The 563-nt window shown below is 74.1% G+C and carries 1 protein-coding gene; it reads left to right on the top strand.

Annotated features, from left to right (window positions below; genetic code table 11):
• Nucleotides 1-72: 72 nt before the first annotated feature.
• Nucleotides 73-563, top strand: a 491-nt coding sequence (locus CSC71_RS15325; RefSeq protein WP_162375235.1) for a pyridoxine 5'-phosphate synthase, incomplete at its 3' end; no start/stop codon positions are given.

The following is a 563-nucleotide window of genomic DNA, read 5'->3' as shown; positions in this document are numbered from 1 at the left end:
TGTGTAGAAACGACAGCAAGCCCGCGGCCGCGCACCAGTCCCCGGGCGAGGGCTGAACCGTACCGCTTCGCGATGGCCCTGCTCAGCGGCAACGGCAACAAGATCGCCGGGCTGCGCAATTCGCGCGGCGGCGACGAGCCGAGCGTGCTGCGCGCGGCGACGGCCTGCCTCGACGCCGGTGCGCCCGGCATCACCGTGCACCCGCGCCCGGACCAGCGCCACGTCCGCGCCAGCGACGTCGACGCGTTGGCCGAGCTGACCGCGCGGCGCGGGGTCGAATTCAACATCGCGGGCAACCCGTTCCCGCGGCCGCGCGAAGGCTATCCGGGAGCCACCGAACTGTGCCGGCGCGGGCGCCCGGCGCAGGCGACGCGGGTGCCGGGCGGCGACGGGCAGCTCACTGCCGACCACGGCTTCGCCTTCGTCCGCGACGGCGAACGGCTGCGCCCGCTGGTAGCGGAACTGAAGTCGCTTGGCTGCCGGGTCAGCCTGTTCGCCGACGCCGGTTGCGCGGGGCTGGAACAGGCCGCCGCCTGCGGCGCCGACCGCATCGAAATCTACAC

It is taken from the genome of Pseudoxanthomonas sangjuensis, from assembly GCF_010211755.1.
Classification (GTDB): Bacteria; Pseudomonadota; Gammaproteobacteria; order Xanthomonadales; family Xanthomonadaceae; genus Pseudoxanthomonas_A; species Pseudoxanthomonas_A sangjuensis.
The sequence above is the reverse complement of the archived record's forward strand: the minus strand, read 5'-3'. Positions and strand labels throughout refer to the sequence as shown.